The organism is Leclercia sp. UBA7405, assembly GCF_037152215.1.
GTDB lineage: Bacteria > Pseudomonadota > Gammaproteobacteria > Enterobacterales > Enterobacteriaceae > Enterobacter > Enterobacter pneumoniae.
Genome location: NZ_JBBCMR010000005.1, coordinates 16,525 through 33,193 on the forward strand (window position 1 = coordinate 16,525; position 16,669 = coordinate 33,193).

At 55.8% G+C, this 16,669-nt stretch carries 11 protein-coding genes and 1 pseudogene; 7 read left to right on the top strand and 5 right to left on the bottom strand.

Features of this window, described 5'->3' with window-relative positions:
* Positions 1–38: 38 nt before the first annotated feature.
* The 3 genes from hmsP to WFN75_RS19190 all read left to right on the top strand — a co-directional run bounded on the left by hmsP (position 39) and on the right by WFN75_RS19190 (position 5,203).
* The gene (gene hmsP / locus WFN75_RS19180) at positions 39–2,045 is read left to right on the top strand and encodes a biofilm formation regulator HmsP (protein WP_046886824.1); all 2,007 of its coding nucleotides are present in this window, start codon (positions 39–41) and stop codon (positions 2,043–2,045) included.
* A gap of 158 nt (positions 2,046–2,203) precedes the next feature.
* Positions 2,204–3,490 carry a C4-dicarboxylate transporter DctC gene (gene dctA, locus WFN75_RS19185; RefSeq protein WP_046886823.1) on the top strand — a complete coding sequence of 429 codons (1,287 nt, stop codon included), beginning with the start codon at positions 2,204–2,206 and terminating at the stop codon, positions 3,488–3,490.
* 225 nt (positions 3,491–3,715) lie between these two features.
* Positions 3,716–5,203 carry a M16 family metallopeptidase gene (locus WFN75_RS19190; RefSeq protein WP_040078172.1) on the top strand — a complete coding sequence of 496 codons (1,488 nt, stop codon included), beginning with the start codon at positions 3,716–3,718 and terminating at the stop codon, positions 5,201–5,203.
* Between the two features lie 455 nt (positions 5,204–5,658).
* Here WFN75_RS19190 and WFN75_RS19195 read toward each other — a convergent pair whose 3' ends face one another.
* Positions 5,659–6,588: a sugar kinase gene (locus tag WFN75_RS19195; RefSeq protein ID WP_212478368.1), complete on the bottom strand. Its 930-nt coding sequence runs from the start codon at positions 6,586–6,588 to the stop codon at positions 5,659–5,661.
* A gap of 231 nt (positions 6,589–6,819) precedes the next feature.
* On the opposite strand from WFN75_RS19195, the gene pdeH reads away from it, so the two are divergent.
* On the top strand, positions 6,820–7,590 hold the full coding sequence (pdeH, locus tag WFN75_RS19200) for a cyclic-guanylate-specific phosphodiesterase (protein ID WP_046886820.1): 771 nt from the start codon (positions 6,820–6,822) through the stop codon (positions 7,588–7,590).
* Between the two features lie 115 nt (positions 7,591–7,705).
* Positions 7,706–9,763, top strand: a complete 2,058-nt coding sequence (locus WFN75_RS19205) for an AsmA family protein (protein WP_207292574.1) — start codon at positions 7,706–7,708, stop codon at positions 9,761–9,763.
* A gap of 48 nt (positions 9,764–9,811) precedes the next feature.
* On the opposite strand, the gene WFN75_RS19210 is transcribed toward WFN75_RS19205, so the two are convergent.
* The 3 genes and pseudogenes from WFN75_RS19210 to WFN75_RS19220 all read right to left on the bottom strand — a co-directional run bounded on the left by WFN75_RS19210 (position 9,812) and on the right by WFN75_RS19220 (position 13,512).
* Entirely contained in the window at positions 9,812–11,134 is a 1,323-nt protein-coding gene (locus WFN75_RS19210; RefSeq protein ID WP_212478370.1) for an MFS transporter, read from the bottom strand.
* Positions 11,135–11,406: 272 nt separating this feature from the next.
* Positions 11,407–12,285: pseudogene (gene yhjD, locus WFN75_RS19215) on the bottom strand (inner membrane protein YhjD); the annotation flags it as partial.
* 327 nt (positions 12,286–12,612) lie between these two features.
* Positions 12,613–13,512, bottom strand: a complete 900-nt coding sequence (locus WFN75_RS19220) for a LysR family transcriptional regulator (protein WP_233802643.1) — start codon at positions 13,510–13,512, stop codon at positions 12,613–12,615.
* A 119-nt stretch (positions 13,513–13,631) separates the two neighbouring features.
* On the opposite strand from WFN75_RS19220, the gene WFN75_RS19225 reads away from it, so the two are divergent.
* Positions 13,632–14,390, top strand: coding sequence for an SDR family NAD(P)-dependent oxidoreductase (locus WFN75_RS19225; RefSeq protein WP_263616882.1), 759 nt, complete (start codon positions 13,632–13,634; stop codon positions 14,388–14,390).
* 5 nt (positions 14,391–14,395) lie between these two features.
* Here WFN75_RS19225 and WFN75_RS19230 read toward each other — a convergent pair whose 3' ends face one another.
* The gene (locus WFN75_RS19230) at positions 14,396–14,929 is read right to left on the bottom strand and encodes a GNAT family N-acetyltransferase (RefSeq protein ID WP_263616883.1); all 534 of its coding nucleotides are present in this window, start codon (positions 14,927–14,929) and stop codon (positions 14,396–14,398) included.
* Positions 14,930–15,078: 149 nt separating this feature from the next.
* Between WFN75_RS19230 and WFN75_RS19235 the strand changes: the two genes are divergently transcribed.
* Positions 15,079–16,668 (top strand): STY4199 family HEPN domain-containing protein, encoded by a 1,590-nt coding sequence (locus WFN75_RS19235; protein ID WP_263616891.1) that lies wholly within the window; start codon positions 15,079–15,081, stop codon positions 16,666–16,668.
* Position 16,669: the final 1 nt, after the last annotated feature.

The window sequence follows — 16,669 nt, forward strand, 5'->3', positions numbered from 1 at the left end:
CTGATTACCCCGCGTGTCGTGTTCTCTGGAGAGTCATTTTGCGTGTCAGCCGTTCATTAACTATCAAACAAATGGCGATGGTTTCCGCCGTCACTATGGTGTTTGTTTTCATCTTTTGCGTCATTCTGTTGGTTCATTCCATTCAGCAGAATCGCTACAACACGGCTACGCAACTTGAAAGCATTGCCCGTTCGGTTCGTGAACCGCTCTCTGCGGCCATCCTGAAAGGGGATATCCCGGAAGCAGAAACCATCCTTAAAGGGATCCAGCCGGCCGGCGTCGTCAGCCGGGCGGATGTGGTGTTGCCTAATCAGTTCCAGGCGCTGCGTATGCGCTTTATCCCTGAGCGTCCGGTGCCGATGATGGTAATGCGAATGGTCGAACTGCCGGTGCAAATCTCGCTCCCCATCTATTCGCTGGAACGCCCGGCAAATCCGCAGCCGCTGGCTTATCTGGTGCTCCAGTCAGACTCTTATCGCATGTTTAAATTTGTGATGAGCTGGCTATCAACGTTAGTGACTGCTTACTTACTGTTGACGCTGATGCTGACGGTGGCATTGACCTGGTGTATTAACCGACTGATTGTGCATCCGCTACGCCGTCTGGCCCGGGAACTCAATGATCTACCGGGAGAGTATCAGGTGGGTCACCAGCTGCCGTTGCCGCGCCTGCATCATGACGACGAGATCGGCATGCTGGTCCGCAGCTACAACATCAATCAACAGCGGATTTTGCGTCAGTATGACGAGATGAACTGCAATGCGACCCGCTTCCCGGTATCGGATTTACCGAACAAAGCGTTCCTGATGGGTCTGCTGGAGCAGACGGTCGCCCGCCAGCAGACGACGGCGTTGATGGTCGTGGCCTGTGAAACCTTGCAGGACACCGCCGGGGTGTTGAAAGAGAGTCAGCGCGAGATGTTGCTGCTCACGCTGGTGGAAAAGATGAAATCCGTCCTCTCCCCGCGGATGGTGCTCTCTCAGGTCACGGGGTACGACTTCGTGATTATCGCCCATGGCGTGAAGGAGCCATGGCATGCCATCACGTTAGGTCAGCAAGTGCTCACTGTCATTAACGAGCGGTTGCCGGTTCAGAGCATCCAGCTGCGCCCCAGCGCCAGCATTGGCATTGCCATGTATTACGGCGATCAGAGCGCCGAGCAACTTTACAGCCGGGCCTTCTCCGCCGCCTTTGCTGCGCGTCGCAAGGGTAAAAACCAAATCCAGTTCTTCGAACCCGAAGAGATGGAAAAGGCGCAGCAGCGCCTGACGGAAGAGAGCGATATCCTTAACGCGCTGGATAATCATCAGTTTGCCATCTGGCTGCAGCCGCAGGTTGAACTGAGTACGGGCCGGGTAAAAAGCGCCGAAGCGCTACTGCGTATGCAGCAACCGGACGGCTCCTGGGAGCTGCCGGAAGGGTTAATCGAACGTATTGAAAACTGTGGGCTGATGGTGACGGTGGGCCACTGGGTGCTGGAGGAGTCTTGCCGGCTGCTCTCAGCCTGGCAGGCTCGTGGTATTACCCTGCCGCTGTCGGTCAATCTCTCTGCGCTGCAATTGATGCACCCGACGATGGTTTCAGAGCTGCTGGAGTTGATTCATCGCTATCAAATCCAGCCTGACACCCTGATTCTTGAGGTAACGGAAAGTCGCCGTATCGACGACCCGAACGAAGCGGTGGCGATTCTGCGTCCGCTGCGCAATGCCGGGGTACGTATCGCGCTTGATGATTTCGGTATGGGGTATGCGGGGCTGCGTCAGCTGCAGCATATGAAAACGCTGCCGGTGGACGTGCTGAAGATCGACAAGACCTTTGTGGAAGGTTTACCGGACGACAGCAGCATGGTGCAGGCCATTATTCAGATGGCGCAAAGCCTGACGCTGGACGTGATTGCCGAAGGGGTCGAAACCGAGGCTCAGCGCGACTGGCTGGCAGAGGCTGGCGTGAAGTATGGGCAGGGTTATCTCTTCGCCCGTGCCGTTCCACGCGATCTCTTTGAAGCGCATTACCTTTCTCCCCATGACACCCCCGCGTTGAATTAAAATGTTGCTGGCTTGTGCGAGCCAGCTCAAACTTTTTAACATTTGTGTTTCATTTCTGATCTGAGTCTGTATCTGTCCTGAGAGCCGGGTGGTATTTTAAATCCGCAGGTAATTATTACCCCTATAGTGCCTGTGGTTTTTCTTCCCAAGGACATCATATGAAAACCTCACTCTTCAAAAGTCTCTACTTTCAGGTGCTGACTGCGATTGCTATCGGCATTCTGCTGGGCCATTACTACCCTGAACTGGGCGCGCAGATGAAACCGCTAGGCGATGCGTTTGTTAAGCTCATCAAGATGGTTATTGCCCCGGTTATCTTCTGTACCGTGGTGACCGGTATCGCGGGCATGGAAAGCATGAAGGCGGTCGGTCGCACTGGCGCGGTCGCGCTGCTCTATTTTGAGGTGGTCAGCACCCTGGCGCTGATTATCGGCCTGATTATCGTGAACGTGGTGCAGCCCGGCGCCGGCATGAACGTAGACCCCTCTACGCTCGATGCCAAAGCGGTCGCCGTCTACGCCGATCAGGCAAAAGATCAGGGTGTGGTGGCCTTCCTTCTGGATGTAATTCCCGGCAGCGTCATTGGCGCTTTTGCCAGCGGTAACATTTTGCAGGTACTGCTGTTTGCCGTGATGTTTGGCTTTGCGTTGCATCGCCTGGGAAGCAAAGGGCAGCTGATTTTTAATGTGATTGAAAGCTTCTCTCAGGTCATCTTCGGCATTATCAATATGATTATGCGTCTGGCACCTATCGGGGCCTTCGGGGCGATGGCGTTTACCATCGGTAAATATGGCGTGGGCACCCTGGTACAGTTGGGCCAGCTGATCATCTGCTTCTATATCACCTGTATTCTGTTTGTAGTGGTGGTGCTGGGGAGTATTGCAAAGGCCACCGGCTTCAATATCTTTAAGTTCATCCGCTATATCCGCGAAGAGCTGCTCATCGTGCTGGGTACCTCCTCGTCCGAGTCGGCGCTGCCACGTATGCTCGATAAAATGGAGAAGCTGGGCTGCCGCAAATCGGTGGTGGGGCTGGTCATTCCGACGGGCTACTCTTTTAACCTGGATGGCACCTCGATTTACCTGACCATGGCCGCGGTATTTATCGCTCAGGCGACCAACAGCCACATGGATATTTTCCATCAAATCACGCTGCTGGTCGTGTTGCTGCTCTCTTCGAAAGGGGCGGCCGGGGTGACGGGAAGCGGCTTCATCGTCCTGGCGGCGACCATTTCAGCGGTGGGTCATCTGCCGGTGGCGGGGCTGGCGCTGATCCTCGGTATTGACCGCTTTATGTCTGAAGCTCGTGCGCTGACTAACCTGGTCGGTAACGGGGTAGCGACCATCGTGGTCGCGAAGTGGGTGAAAGAGCTGGATCATAAAAAGCTCGACGATACCCTCAATAATCGTGCGCCAGACGGCAAAACGCACGGTTTATCCTCCTAAAATCTGCTCTCAGGCCCGCATTCCCTTGTCGGAGTGCGGGCTCCTGCGCATAATGGCCCCTCATACCTGTCATAATTCGACAAGATTTTTTTCGGGTATATTTCACTTCATGCCGTGACGTTTCGCTTAACGCGCGGTCTAATCGGAGTGTTTTGAATATCGTCTTTAGAGTGCTCCAGGGCGTGTAGCACTCTTTTTAACCAGGAATGTTGATCAGGGGTTCACATGCAGGGCACAAAAATTCGACTCTTAACCGGCGGTTTGCTGATGATGGCAGCAGCCAGTTACGTGCACGCTGATGCGCTCCAGCCCGATCCTGCATGGCAACAGGGGACGCTGGCGAACGGCTTCCAGTGGCAGGTCCTCTCGACGCCTCAGCGTCCCAGCGATCGGATTGAAATCCGCCTCTCGGTAAATACGGGCTCCCTGACGGAAAGCACGCAGCAGACCGGCTTTAGCCACTTTATCCCCCGGCTGGCGCTGACCCAAAGCGGCAGCCTGCAGGCTGTGCAGGTGCGTTCACTGTGGCAACAGGGCATCGACCCGAAACGCCCACTCCCGCCTGCCGTGGTCTCTTATGACTACACCATGTTTAACCTCAGCTTGCCGAACAACCGTAATGATTTGCTCAAAGAGGCGCTCACCTGGCTCTCTGATACCGCAGGCAACGTCTCCATTACCCCTGAAACCGTTAACTATGCGCTGAGCAACAGTGACATGGTTGCCACCTGGCCGGCGGATACCAAAGAGGGCTGGTGGCGCTATCGCCTCAAGGGATCAACGCTGCTCGGCCACGATCCGGCGGAGCCGCTGAAGCAGCCGGTTGATATTGAACAGGTTAAATCTTTCTACCAGAACTGGTACACCCCGGATGCGATGACCCTGATTGTGGTGGGTAACGTCGACGCCCGTGCGGTAGTAGAGCAGATCAATAAAACCTTCGGCGAACTGAAAGGTAAACGCCATACGCCGGCGCCAGTGCCGACCTTGTCGCCGCTGCGTGCCGAACCTGTCAGCATCATGACCGACACAGTGCGTCAGGATCGTCTCTCAATCATGTGGGATGGCCCGTGGCAGCCTATTCGGGAATCCGCAGCCCTGCTGCGTTACTGGCGTGCAGATTTAGCCCGTGAAGCGCTGTTCTGGCATGTTCAGCAGACGCTTAGCAAGAACAACACTAAAGATATCGGTCTGGGCTTTGATTGCCGGGTACTGTTCCAGCGTGCGCAGTGCGCCATTAACGTTGAGTCGCCGAACGATAAGCTGAACGCGAATATGGCGGTGGTGGCGAAAGAGCTGGCGAAGGTACGTGACAACGGGCTGCCGGTAGAAGAGTTTAACGCGCTGGTGGCGCAAAAGGGCCTTGAGCTGCAAAAGCTGTTTGCCACCTATGCGCGCACAGATACCGATATCCTTATCAGTCAGCGTATTCGCTCCCTGCAAAACCAGGTGGTGGATATCGCGCCGGAGCAGTATCAGAAACTGCGCCAGGACTTCCTGAGCGGCCTGACGGTGGAGATGCTAAACCAGGATCTGCGTTCGCAGCTTTCACAGGATATGGCACTGATTCTGCTGCAGCCGAAGGGCGAGCCTGAGTACAACATGAAAGAGCTGCAAGAAACCTGGAGTAATATTATGGTGCCTGCGCAGAGTGCGGCTCCCGTTGTTTCTGGCGATCATCAGGACGTGACGGATATTCCGCAGGCGCAGTAAGGTGGGCGCGTTCGCGCAAAGATAAACGGTGGTAATGCCGATCGGTTAAGCGCGGTGGAATTGTTCCGTTCACCTCATGTTCAGCAGAATATGGCATTACACCACCCGTGAACGTGACAAGGGGGACCGCCGGGTCCCCCTTGTCAATCCCCGCGGCCCCGCAACGAAATCGGTGCTTCGCACTGCGCTCACCTCCCGACCTCTTGCCTGCGGTCGGCTCAACTCGACATCCCTGTCTCGCTTCGCCTCTGGCCGCCATCCCTGGCGTCCAGCCCTTGTCATCCGGTCTCCGGTTCGCCGATTTCAGCGGGGAGTCAACACCCGTGCCCCGGTCAGGCCGCAGAGTGGCCGACAAAAAGCAGAGATGCCTTAGTGAACGGAACCTTTCTACTTCAGTGACATAGAAATACCGGATTGCTTAACCGATCGGCATTACAACCCAGGGTAGCCGTTTTTTAGTGCGGCATCGCCTCACGGGGAATAATCGCCCCGCGATACTGAATCACCGTACTGGCGGTGAGGTGGCCGCGCTGGGCTGCCGCTTCCGGCGTGCCGCCTGTCAGGCGTACGGCCAGATAACCGGCGCTGAATGAATCGCCCGCGGCCGTGGTATCAATTACTTTTTCCTTCGCCAGCTTCACTGCCGGAACGTCGATAACCGGCTGGCCGGCAACCGCGACCAGACAGGAATCGGCACCGCGCTTGATCACCACCTCAGAGACGCCTGCCGCCTGCGTCCGGGCAATCACCTCATCCACCGGCTTTTCGCCCCACAACGCATCTTCGTCGTCGAGGGTTAAGAAGGCGATATCGGTACATTGCAGCATCTGGGAGTAGACCTGCTGCGTCTCTTCGCGGCTGGCCCACAGACGTGGACGGTAGTTGTTATCGAAGATCACTTTGCCACCATTAGCACGACATTCACGCAGCAGAGAGAGCAGCTTATCACGGCTGCCCTGGCTCAGGATGGCGAGGCTGATGCCGCTCAGATAGAGATAGTCGAACGTAGCCAGCTCTTCGCAAATGCGCGCCGCGTCCTCGCTCTCCAGCCAGAATTTCGCCGCCGCTTCATTGCGCCAGTAGTAAAAGGTACGCTCGCCAGTGCTGTCGGTTTCGATGTAGTAGAGGCCAGGCAGACGATTTTCCATGCGCTGAGTCAGGGAGGTATCGACGTTCTCCGCCTGCCAGCTCTCCAGCATCTGCTGGCTGAAATTATCGGTACCCAGTGCCGTGACATAGTTCACTGACAGCGCATCAGGAGAGACCTGACGGGCAATGTAGACCGATGTGTTCAATGTATCGCCACCAAAGCCGCGGCTCACTTCCGCGCCTTTTTGGGAGAGTTCAATCATGCATTCGCCAATGACGGCAATCTTTTTGGACATAATCTTGAACCTGAAGAGTGAAATTAGAGGTAGTGTGCTCTGGCACCGTTTAGTGGTCAACCATATTAAAACGACGTTCCATTATTTTTTTGAACTGGAACAGGTTCCGCTTCAGTTTCTGTCATCAGAATTTCATTTTCGCCTGCAACCAGCCTTAAAGTTCTTATCTCCTGCGCCGATAACCTTTGACGAGTCCCGTCAGCTCATCTCCCATTCAACAGGACATCTGAAATGAAGTTACAGCAGGATATCCAGCGGCTAGTTGTTCCTCAGGCAAGTATTGAGAACTTGCAGGAGCATCGCTACTGGCTGCAATGTGAGCGCGCTTACACCTGGCAGCCCATCTATCGCATTGATGGCACGCTGATGGCCGTTGAGATCCTGACCATCGTGACGCATCCGTCAACGCCCGATCAGCGTATCGCGCCGGATCGCTACTTTGCGGAAATTCCGGTGCGCAAACGTCTGGATGTGCTGGAAGAACAGCTCACCATGCTGGCGGAAAAGCAGCCCTTTTTCATGCAGCATAAGATCCTCGCCTCGGTAAACGTCGATGGCCCTACGCTGATGGCGGTGCGTCAGGATGAGACGTTAAAGCAGCTCATCGCTACGCTGCCGTGGATCCGCTTTGAGCTGGTTGAGCATATACGCTTACCGCAAGATTCGACCTTCGCTGCAATGTGCGAGTTTGCTCCGCTGTGGCTGGACGACTTCGGTACCGGTATGGCCAACTTCTCGGCTCTGAGCGAAGTGCGCTATGACTACATCAAAGTGGCGCGCGATCTCTTCATCATGCTGCGCCAAACACCGGAAGGGCGAAACCTGTTCACCCTGTTGCTTCAGCTGATGAACCGCTACTGCCAGGGGGTCATTGTCGAGGGCATCGAGACGCTGGAAGAGTGGCGAGACGTGCAAAGCTCTCCGGCCGCTGCTGCGCAGGGTTACTTCCTCTCCCGCCCCGTCCCGATGGACACGCTCGAAAACGTCATCCTTACTCTGTAGGTTTTGGCTGCTTCCCATAATAGTGCGTGAATGACGCGCTATTACCGGACGCAGCCGCCGCTTTCCCGTTGCCTGCGCTATATTCTAGAAAGGCAAGCGAAAAAGGGAGTGCGGAATGACCAAGACAACAAAGATAATCACCTGGTCGCTAGGGATCTTCTTGTTGTTGATTGTGGTGATAATCGTCATTATTGCGACGTTTGACTGGAATCGCCTCAAACCGACCATCAACCAGAAAGTCTCGACTGAGTTAAACCGGCCCTTCGCCATTCGTGGTGATTTGGGCGTAGTGTGGGAGCGCCAGAAAGAGGAAACCGGCTGGCGCAGCTGGGTTCCATGGCCACACATCCATGCTAACGACATCATCCTCGGCAACCCGCCGGATATCCCCGAAATTACCATGGTGCATCTGCCGCGCGTAGAGGCCACGCTGGCGCCGCTGGCGCTGTTCACTAAAACGGTCTATCTACCGTGGATCAAGTTGCAACAGCCGGATGCCCGGCTGATCCGTCTGTCGGAAAAAAAGAACAACTGGACCTTTGATCTGGCGGGGAGTGACGAAGAAAAAGATCCCAACGCCAAACCGTCCTCCTGGTCTTTCCGCCTGGATAATATCCTCTTCGATCGCGGACGGATCGATATCAACGATGCGGTGACGAAGGCAGATATTGAGATCTTTGTCGATCCGCTGGGTAAACCGTTGCCCTTTAGCGAAGTGACGGGGAACAAAGGCAAAAAAGATAAGGTCGGTGATTACGTCTTTGGCCTGAAGGCGGAAGGGCGCTACAACGACCAGCCTTTAAGCGGCAAGGGTAAAATTGGCGGTATGCTGGCCCTGCGAAGCGAAGGCACGCCGTTCCCGGTACAGGCTGATTTCCGCTCTGGCAATACGCGGGTGGCCTTCGTTGGCACGGTAAACGACCCGATGAAAATGGGTGGTGTTGATCTCCAGCTGAAATTTGCCGGGGATTCGCTGGGCGAGCTCTATGAGCTGACTGGCGTGCTGCTGCCCGATACTCCACCGTTTGAAACCGACGGTCATCTGGTCGCGAAAATTGATACCGAAAAGTCGTCGGTCTATGACTATCGCGACTTTAATGGCCGCATCGGCGACAGTGATATCCACGGCTCGCTAACCTACACCACCGGCAAGCCGCGGCCGAAGCTTGAAGGGGATCTGGAGTCCCGGCAGCTGCGCCTCGCCGACCTGGGCCCGCTGATCGGGGTGGATTCGGGCAAGGGTGCCGAGCGCGCGAAACGCGCCGAGCAGAAAAAGGGTGAGAAAAGCGCTCAGCCTGCCGGCAAGGTGCTACCAAACGATCGTTTTGAAACAGATAAATGGGATGTGATGGATGCCGATGTGCGTTTCAAAGGCCGCCGTATTGAACATGGCAGCAGCCTGCCCATTAGCGATCTCTCGACCCATATCCTGTTGAAAAATGCCGACCTGCGCCTGCAGCCGCTGAAGTTCGGCATGGCGGGCGGAACCATCTCATCAAATATTCATCTGGAAGGGGATAAGAGCCCTATGCGTGGGCGGGCAGATATTCAGGCGCGGCGGCTGAAGTTAAAAGAGCTGATGCCTGACGTCGAATTAATGCAGAAAACCCTCGGTGAAATGAACGGTGATGCTGAGATCCGCGGTACCGGTAATTCCGTGGCTGCTCTGCTGGGTAACGGCAACGGTAACCTGAAGCTGCTGATGAACGATGGACTGATCAGCCGTAACCTGATGGAGATCCTCGGCCTGAATGTGGGCAACTTTATCATTGGTCAGATTTTTGGCGATGATGAAGTGCGGGTGAACTGCGCGGCGGCCAATATCGATCTGGCCAACGGCGTTGCCCGACCGCAGATCTTCGCCTTCGATACGGAGAATGCGGTCATCAATGTGACGGGCACCGCCAGCATGGCCTCTGAGCAGCTCGACCTCACCATCAATCCGGAAAGTAAGGGCATCCGTATCGTTACGCTGCGCTCGCCGCTGTACGTACGCGGAACCTTTAAAAATCCGGATGCGGGGGTGAAAGCCGGGCCGTTGATTGCCCGTGGTGCGGTGGCCGCGGCGCTGGCAACGCTGGTAACGCCGGCGGCGGCGCTGCTGGCGTTGATTTCGCCGTCTGAAGGGGATGCGAATCAGTGTCGGAATATACTGGCACAGATGAAAAAGTAAGGCGCAGGACGTAAAAAAAACGGCAACCCACAGGTTGCCGTTTTACGTTTACAGCGACTGATGCCGCGTTTCGTGCGTCAGCAGCAAGGCAATCAGCGTCAGAGCTGCCATCGCGGCCAGGTAGACACCCACGTAGAACAGACCGTAGTTTGCCTGTAACCAGGTGGCGATGTAGGGCGCCACGGAAGCCCCCAGAATCGACGAGACGTTATAGGAGAACGAGGCACCGGTATAACGCACTTCAGTCGGGAACAACTCAGGCAGAAGCGCACCCATCGGGCCAAAGGTCAACCCCATCAGGCTCAGGCCAATCAGCAGGTAGGCCATCACCAGCGCCGGGCTACCGGAACCCAGCAGCGGCGGGAAGACGAACAGCGCAAACAGGATAATCAGCGAGGTGATGGTGATCATGCTCGCGCGGCGGCCAAATTTATCCGCCAGCAGGCCGGCGATAGGCACCATCACGCCAAAGCCAATCACCGCCATCATCAACATCCACAGCACTTCATTACGCGGCAGCCCCAGGCCGACCGGCGCAGGCGCGGTGCTGTAGGTCATGGAGTAGACGGTCATGATATAGAACAGGGTATAAGTTGCCAGCATGATAAAGGTGCCGAGCACGGTCACGCGGACGTGTTTGGTCAGCAGGGTACCCATCGGCACTTTTACCTGCTTTTTGGCCGCTGCGACTTTGGCGAATACCGGCGTCTCGTGCAGCGAGACACGCACATACAGGCCAATCAGCACCAGCACGGCAGAGAAAATAAACGGAATACGCCAGCCCCAGCTCATAAACTGCTCATCATTCAGCAGCCAGGAGAGCAGCAGGAAGGTCCCGTTAGCAAAGAAGAAGCCAATGGGGGCACCCAGCTGCGGGAAGGAGCCGTACAGTGCACGTTTACGCGCGGGGGCGTTCTCGGTGGCCAGCAGCGCCGCGCCGCCCCATTCACCGCCCAGACCCAAACCCTGGCCAAAACGCGCCAGCGCCAGCAACACCGGCGCCAGAATGCCGATGGTCTCGTAAGTGGGCAGCAGGCCGATGGCGACGGTAGAGATCCCCATGGTCAGCAGCGAAGCAACCAGCGTGACTTTGCGGCCAATACGGTCACCAAAGTGACCAAAGAGCGCGGAACCAATCGGCCGCGCCACAAAGGCGATGGCAAAGGTCGCCAGGGACTGCAGCGTCGCGGCGGTCGGGTCGCCCTGCGGGAAGAAGATATGTGGAAAGACGATAACCGCAGCGGTCGCGTAAATGTAGAAGTCGAAAAACTCGATGGCGGTGCCAATCAGAGAGGCGACAACGACTTTGTTACGTGAGTTAACCGGGGCGTTTTCCTGTTGTGAATCGAGAGTTGTGGTTGTGGCCTGCATAAACTTTTCTTATTTTTGGCGAACGAACGGCCATATTACGCACAGCAAAAGCGACATTTCAATCTGTAACAAACCCGGCGGAAGGGCAAAAAAGCAGCAAAAAGGGGATAATGTTCAGCCTGCTAAAATAGCTTCTATGAAATGCTTCACATAAATTTAAACTTGGTGGAAAAAACTGGTTTTTGGTTAAATAAAAGTTACAGGCTGGATTTATATGCTGAAATGATGAATCGGGCTGAAATTTTGCGTTTTTATTCAGCCCGATGATGTCATTAGCGGTGGGTTTTGCCCGGCATTCGCCGGTCATCTTTGTACTCGGCGGTGGCGATCCACGCTGCGCAGAACAGGGTCAGACGCGCAAAGAAGTAGAAGAATGCCATCAGCCCCAGCACCGAACCAAAGGCGGCGCCAGAGGGGGATTTCACCAGCGAAGGCAGCGTATAGGTCATCACGATTTTGATGATCTCAAAACCGATAGCGGCAATCAGCGTACCCCGCATCAACGCCTTACGACGGGGCCGATGGCGTGGCAGGCGCCAGAAGATCCAGAAGAAGAGCAGATAGTTCGCCAGGATTGAAATAGCTAATCCAATCAGTCGCCACGCGGGTTTTAGCCACTCGATATTATCAAGATAGAGCGCTGAGATAATCATCTGCTGTGCCGAACCGGCCACCGAGGTGATAGAGAGAGTGACAATCAGCGCCACCAGCAGGCCAATCAGCGAGATAAAATCGCGGAAGTATTTCAGCCAGATTTTCTCCTGGTCCTGCGGCGTGCGCTCCCAGACGTCACGCGACTGAGCGCGGATCGCCTCGCGCAGGTTCCCCATCCAGTTAATACCCGAGTAGAGTGCAATCAATAGCCCGACAATCCCTACCGTGGTGCGCTGCTGGATCGCAGTATTAATGGTGCTTTTCAGGGTGGAGGCGAGCGTCGGATCGCTAACGTTCATCAAGATTTTACCGAAGATATCCTGCAGCAGGGTCGGATGCGACGCGAGCACAAAGCCTGCTGCCGCAAAGGAGACCATCAGGATGGGAATCATCGATAAAAACGAGAAGTAGGTAATGGCGGCGCCAAACTGATTACCCAGCCGATCGTTAAATCGCTCGGTGGCCCGCAGGATGTGGGCAATCATTGGGCGCTGCTGTACGAGCTGAACCAGCAGCTTCGCTTTTTCGACCAGGCTTCCCGCACTGCTTACATCGTGGCTTGTCACTTCCACGTTTTCTGATGCCGCGGAAGGCGGGGTGGTGTCCATTTTTTTGACTGGTTCGTAATCCAGTTCCTGTACAGGGCGTTGCTGGTTGTTGTCCGGCATCGGTGACGTTTTCCTTTTCGGTACGCAGGATGTTCCTGAAATTATATACCCTAAATAATTCATGCTGCTTGCCACGGCCCCGGCGGCTAAGGTTCGGGAGAGCGAATCAAAGGCCAATGCCTGGGCCGCGTGAAGTATCACGGGTACAGATTCAGTCTAGTCTACGTACGCCTTCATTAATTCTGTTAGCCACTCCATAAACAGGCGAACCCGGCGGGAGAGGTTGCGGCGGTGGGGATAAATTAGCGAAACCGGCATCGGGCTAGGACGATATTGTGGCAGGATCTCCAGCAGCTTTTTGGCGCGCAGCGCGTCGCGAGCCCCGACGCGTGGCACCTGAATAATCCCCAGACCCGCCAGAGCGGAGGCGTGATAGGTTTCGGTACTGTTCACCGTCAGGATGCCGCCAGTTTTAACCCAGCGGGTGCTCTCACCGTCATAATATTCAAAGCCCTGCGGCCGACTCCCCAGATTGAGCGCATAATGCACCACCGCGTGAGAGGCTAAATCGTCCAGCGTCTCGGGATAGCCAAAACGCGTCAGATAATCGGGGCTGGCGCAGTTGATGACTGACAGTTTGCCCAGCGGGCGTGCAATAAGACCAGAATCTTTCAGAGTGCCGACGCGCACCACGCAGTCGAATCCTTCCCGAATCACATCCACCAGACGGTCACTACTGCTCAACTCCAGTTCGATACCGGGATACTGCTGTAAAAACTGGGGCAGTCGCGGGATGACTAAATTTCGTGCAATGGCCACCGGCATATCTACCCGCAGTCGTCCGCTGATGCTGGCAGGGTCGAGCAAAAAAAGACCATCCAGTTCGTCGAGGTTTGCCAGCAGATCTTTTGCCCGCTCGTAATAGACCATTCCGTCCTGCGTAAGGCTGACGCGGCGGGTTGTCCGGTGCAGCAATTGCGTACCAAGCCCGTTCTCCAGCGCCTGGATTTGCCGAGATACGCTCCCTTTAGGCAGGCCTAAAGAGTCCGCTGCGCGAGAAAAACTCTCCAGTTCCGCGACGCGGATGAAGAGCTGCATTGCGTGAATTTTATCCATAGGTTGCGCTCATTGTTGTTCAAATTGAAACAGTAAAGCGTTACTGGCTACCTTTATTGATTTTCTATCACCTAATAAGCTCTTTCTCAACGACCACAACAGCCGAAACGAGGTTTCTTATGAGTGAACGTATAGCCATTGTGACTGGCGGCAGCCGGGGATTGGGAAAAAACGCGGCGCTGAAGCTGGCTGCGAAAGGTGTCGGAATTATCCTCACCTGGAATAGCAGCCAACAGGAAGCGCTCGATGTTGTTCGCGAAATTGAGCAAAAAGGGGTGAAAGCCGCAGCGTTACAGCTGAACGTCGGCGAAGTTGCCGGCTTCGAACATTTTGCTCAGCAGGTCGGGGAGACCCTCAGGCAGCACTGGCAGCGCGACAGCTTCGACTATTTATTGAACAATGCTGGGGTGGGTTTATATGCCCCCTATGTTGAAACCAGCGAAGCGCAATTTGATAACGTCATGAACATCCATTTAAAAGGTCCGTTTTTCCTGACGCAGCGTCTCCTGCCACTGATGAGAGACGGGGGACGAATTTTGAACGTCTCTTCCGGGCTGGCACGCTTTGCGCTCCCCGGGTCCAGCATCTATGCAGCGATGAAAGGGGCGATGGAGGTGTTAACCCGCTATCAGGCGAAAGAGCTGGGGGAACGCGGCATTAGCGCCAATATCATCGCGCCAGGGGCGATTGAAACTGATTTCGGTGGCGGCATGGTACGTGATAATGCCGAGCTTAATCAGCAGATCGCCGCGCAAACCGCGTTGGGGCGCGTAGGTCTGCCGGATGATATTGGTGACGCTATCGCCGCGCTGCTCAGCGATGAGCTGGGCTGGATGAACGCCCAGCGCATTGAAGTCTCGGGCGGTATGTTCCTGTAAGCCGGTTACGCCTGCTGATACTCTTTTTTCAGCAGGCCAAACAGCCAGTCATTATGCCACCGGCCAGCCAAATGATAATTTTCTCGCAGCTCGCCTTCCAGCACAAAACCCTGCTTCTCCAGCAGCCGCCTGGAGGGCAGGTTTCCGGCCGTCACGGTGGCAGTTAACCGGCGAATTCCCCCCTCGTTAAAGGCAAAATCACACACCGCTTTTAACGATTCAAAGCCATATCCCAGACCCTGCGCCTGCGGGGCGAATAAGAATCCCACCTCGGCAATATCCTCTTCATGATGCAGATATCCCGTTACGCCCAGTGGCGTCTGGCTGAGGGTGTCCCGAACCAGCAAGCATAACCAGTGCGCGCTGCCAGGCGTCCACTCGGGCAGGCGGGATTCAAAGGCCTCCCGGATCGCCGTTTCCGGGCGGTTATCTGCAACGTAGCGCATCACGTCCGGGTCTTGCTGAAGCGCCAGGAAAAAGGACCAATCCGCTTCGCCCAGCGGCGAGCAGGTTAAACGCGGGGTATGCAGTACCGGCATCAGGCTTATCCCATAAATTGTGTTAATGATTATACGGCTGTCACTGTAATACCATAGATTCTCAGGTATGGTTAAACCTGTATAAATAAAAGAAAAAAGTCGCACAGAGACGACCTCATATCTGTTTTCATTTTACGGAAAGGAAAATGATGACCCTCAGCAAAACGCATCACGTCCGGGAACAGTTTGAACACTGTCTGGGTATCATTCGTCAGGCGTCGGTGGAGATCCTGCTGCTCCTGAAAGTGCATGTATCGGAAGGCAAGGATCCCCGCTGGTTTCTGGAACAGCTGGATAACGCGCGCCTCGGCCTGGGCGGTTGGGCGGCGGTGGCGAAGCGGCTACACCTGAACGACGCTGAAATGTCGAACTTCACGCTCCAGCTGCGTCTGCTGCAACAGCGTGTACCACAGTATGAGAGTGGACAGGATGTCAGCGACAACCAGCTGATTGCGGCGACGCGTTTTGTCACGGCCCTTGAGCATGTGCGCCAGCAACAGCCCCTGCTGACCTACAGTACCGAGCTTGCCCCGGCGGATGAGGCGCAACAGCTGCAGGCGCAAAAGCAGGTGCGCGCAGTCGAGATGATGCTGAAAGCGCTGGTGCTGAAAGCCTGGCCCGATCCTACGCGTCTGAACAATCACCTGAAAACCCTGTTCAGCGCCGATCAGGTTCGACGCTGGCTACGACAGGGCGAACGCAACGATGTGCTGAGCGGCATGAAATTCAGCGAGCTGGCGCTGATGGTCGTGGATAAAAAGGAGTTTTCCCGCTATTACGCTGCGCTTTTCAGCGATCAGCACCATCTCACCCTGCTGGTGGAGCCGCGAAAAACGCTGCAAACCTTCCTCGACGATATACGCCAGATCCGTAATATGCTGCTGGCCGGAGAGGCCTTGACCCCGGCACAGATTGTCTTAATGGACAGCTACTACGACCAGATTGCCAGCCCGGTGCAGCGTGCCTTTGAGCAGGGGCGTACCCGGGTTAATCCGGCAGCCTTGCTGGCGGTGGAGACCAACGACCTGCACCGCTTCTGGGAGCATGCGCAGCAGAAAAACAAGGCGGCCGGCGGCGATAGCGATGAAATTGGTGAGAATATCGATAAACCGCAGCGACGGGCAGAGCGCACGCCGGAGCAGCGCGATCAGCTTATCTCCGGGCTGCTCTGGGGGGCTGTAGGGGTCATGGTGCTGGCGATGCTGGCAGGGGGCGTCTGGCTCTTCGTTGGCGATTCGCAGCCCCGGGCCGCGGAAGTGGTCGTTCAGACCCAGCAGCCCGAAGATATGCGTGACACCCCTTCATCGCGGGACACGCTGACGCGGATGGGCATCACCTGGGATGAGAACAACTTCCGTTCGGCCATCGATCGTAATGATGCCCGCGTGGTGCAGCTCTTTCTGAAAGGGGGGATGGACTGGAAAGTCTCCTGGACTGAGCAGGCGCACTCGGCGGGTAACGTTGCCGTACTGGAGATGTTGATGCGCTATCGCCTGCAAATGACGGAGCAGAAGCCCTGTCGGCGATTTATCACTACCCTGAGCCATGCCATGTCATCCGGCGAGAAGCTCACGAGCACGCGCAAAACCTGGCTACAGGCCTTTTGCACCGTGCCGGCGGTAGTGGCGCGTCAACGTTACGAGGTTGAGCAGGCCACCCGCCGGGCGCAGGCGCAGCCGGATGCCAGCAGCAAAAAGTGGCAGGGTATCCAGACGGAAATTTATGAAGTGATTCGCTAGC